3 protein-coding genes are annotated in these 2,554 nt (G+C 72.0%); 2 read left to right on the forward strand and 1 reads right to left on the reverse strand.

Going from position 1 to position 2,554, the window contains the following annotated elements:
• Positions 1–135: 135 nt before the first annotated feature.
• Complete coding sequence (locus tag QYS60_RS19650) at positions 136–1,284, forward strand: sulfotransferase (protein ID WP_371383992.1); 1,149 nt, start codon at positions 136–138, stop codon at positions 1,282–1,284.
• On the opposite strand, the gene QYS60_RS19655 is transcribed toward QYS60_RS19650, so the two are convergent.
• The gene (locus QYS60_RS19655; protein ID WP_040781461.1) at positions 1,269–1,814 is read right to left on the reverse strand and encodes a protein-tyrosine-phosphatase; all 546 of its coding nucleotides are present in this window, start codon (positions 1,812–1,814) and stop codon (positions 1,269–1,271) included. The genes QYS60_RS19650 and QYS60_RS19655 overlap by 16 nt on opposite strands.
• 177 nt (positions 1,815–1,991) lie before the next feature.
• Between QYS60_RS19655 and QYS60_RS19660 the strand changes: the two genes are divergently transcribed.
• On the forward strand, positions 1,992–2,519 hold the full coding sequence (locus QYS60_RS19660) for a MarR family winged helix-turn-helix transcriptional regulator (protein WP_003935225.1): 528 nt from the start codon (positions 1,992–1,994) through the stop codon (positions 2,517–2,519).
• The last annotated feature ends 35 nt before the right edge of the window (positions 2,520–2,554 follow it).

Genomic DNA, 2,554 nt, shown 5'->3' on the forward strand with positions numbered 1-2,554 from the left:
TCCTCGCCTCCCCACTGGCCCGGGCCGTCACCGGCCAGTGCCTGGACGTCAACTGCGGCGAATACCACCACTGAACAGCCGTGCGGGGTTTCGGTAGCCACTGCTACCGAAACCCCGCACGGGGATCGGAGATCCATGACCGAACGCACCAGCGTCGGCACCGTCGAGGACCTGCACGCCTCCGCGTCCCGGCTGACCGGCCTGACCGACTTCGGCGACGACGACTACACCGAGGCCCTCGGTGTCCTGCTCGACTCGTACGCGCGCGACGAGCAGCTCACCCCGCTGGGCAGCAAGATGTCGCGGGTGTTCCTGCGCGGCGCCCTCGTCGCCCGACTGCTGAGCGAGGCGGCCTGGCGTGAGCACCCCGAGCACGCCGACGTGACGATCGAACGCCCGATCTTCGTGACCGGCCTGCCCCGCACCGGCACCACCGCACTGCACCGCCTGCTCACCGCCGACCCCGCCCACCAGGGACTCGAGATGTGGCTGACGGAGATGCCGCAGCCCCGGCCGCCGCGCGAGACGTGGCCGCAGGACCCGGCGTTCGCCGCGCTCGAGGCGGGCTTCGCCCGGCACCACGTCGAGCACCCCGAGTTCATGGGCGTGCACTACATGTCCGCGGGCGAGGTCGAGGAGTGCTGGCAGCTGCTGCGGCAGTCCTTCCGGTCGGTGTCGTACGAATGCCTCGCGCATCTGCCCACCTACTCGCAGTGGCTCGCGCAGCAGGACTGGACCGGCGCGTACGCCCGGCACCGCAGGAACCTGCAGCTGATCGGGCTGCCGGACGCCGGCAAGCGCTGGGTCCTGAAGAACCCGAGCCACCTGTTCGCCCTCGACGAACTGCTCACGGTCTACCCGGACGCGCTGATCGTCGTCACCCACCGCGACCCGCGCACCGTGATCCCGTCGGTGTGCAGCCTGGCCGCGCACGCCACCGACGGCTGGTCGCACACCTTCCGCGGCGAGAACATCGGGCGCAGCCAGCTCGAGCTGTGGGCGCGCGGGTTCGACACCTTCGAGGCGGCCCGGCGCCGGCACGACCCGGACCGGTTCGTCGATGTGGACTACCGCGACTTCGTCGCCAATCCTCTCGGCACGGTGGGCGCGGTCTACGACCGGTTCGGCATCCGGCTCACGACCGACGCCGAACAGGCGATGGCCGCGCTGCACGCCGAGAGCCGCAGCGGGGATCGCCGGCCGGCGCACCGCTACCGGCTCGAGGACTTCGGGCTGAGCGCCGCCGAGGTGGACGAGCGATTCGGGGACTACGCCCACCGCTGACCCGCGGCGACCGCCGCGCCGGCGAGGACGTCGAGCAACGGGAACAGCGCGGCGGCGACGAGATCCCCGGTCTCGACGAACACCTGCGCGGACAGGCCGATCGGGTCGGGGATGTTCGGGGTCCGGGCCGCGCCGCTCGGATCCCGGCAGGCATCGAGCCGGGCGACCGTCGCCGCGCCGGTGACAGTCGCGATGCGGTGCGCCTCGGTGAGGGTGAACGACTTCGCCGCGGCCCCGGCGACCAGACCGGACACGCGGTCGCGCTGTTCCTCGCTCATGGTCAGGACCAGGTCGGCGCCGTCGACCATTGCCGCGGTCACCCGGCGGGCGCGGAAATCGCTCGCATCCGCGCCGAGTCCGGCGATGACCGCGGCCGCCCGGGGTTCGACGGGGTATCCGACGAGCGCCCGGGTACCCGCGCTCTCGGCGGTCAGGTCGGCCCACCCGGACTCGCACGCGTACGCCCGCGTCAGCCGCTCCGCGATCACGGACCGGCAGACGTTGCCGCTGCAGACGAACAGGATGTGCACGCGCGCACTGTAGCCGTCGCGAATCGGGCGGCGGGCAGGCACATTTGGATGTCGTCGCGGGTTCACGCGACGTTGTCCCGGCCGTCGCGTGTCGTTCACCTCCGGCGCCCGGTCCCGCAGCGGACGGAAGCTGTGTCCGCGTCACCTCGACGCGGCACCACGTGGGATGATCGACGTATGCCCGCACCCCTACCGCTCGATCCGATCGCCGAGGCCCATCGCCAGTGGACGGCCCACGGCTGGGGCGAGGTCGCGGACGGCATGGCCGCGGTGACCTCGGTGATGCGCGCGCAGCAGATCATGATGGCGCGGGTCGAGGAGGTCCTCAAACCGTTCGGGCTCACTTTCGCCCGATACGAACTGCTGACGCTGCTGCATTTCACCCGGACGGGGGCGCTGCCGATGGCGAAGGCCAGCGCCCGCCTGCAGGTCCACCCGACCAGCGTCACGAACGCCGTGGACCGGCTCGAGGCCGCCGGTCTGGTGCGCCGCACCCCGCACCCGAGCGACCGTCGCGCGACGTTGGTGGAACTGACCGACGAGGGACGAGCGCTGGCCGTCGCGACCACCGAGAAGCTCAACGCCGAGGTGTTCGCCCGCCCCGGCGTGCCCGACGATCAGCTCGAGACGCTGCTGCGCATCCTGGCGGGCCTGCGCCACGATGCCGGCGACTTCGACACCGGAGGCGAGCCCACCCGCTGGTGAAACACTCCGGGGCCGTTCCGCACGAGTGCGGAACG

Origin of the sequence: Rhodococcus sp. GXMU-t2271, from assembly GCF_041414735.1 — a bacterium.
Classification (GTDB): domain Bacteria; phylum Actinomycetota; class Actinomycetes; order Mycobacteriales; family Mycobacteriaceae; genus Rhodococcus; species Rhodococcus indonesiensis.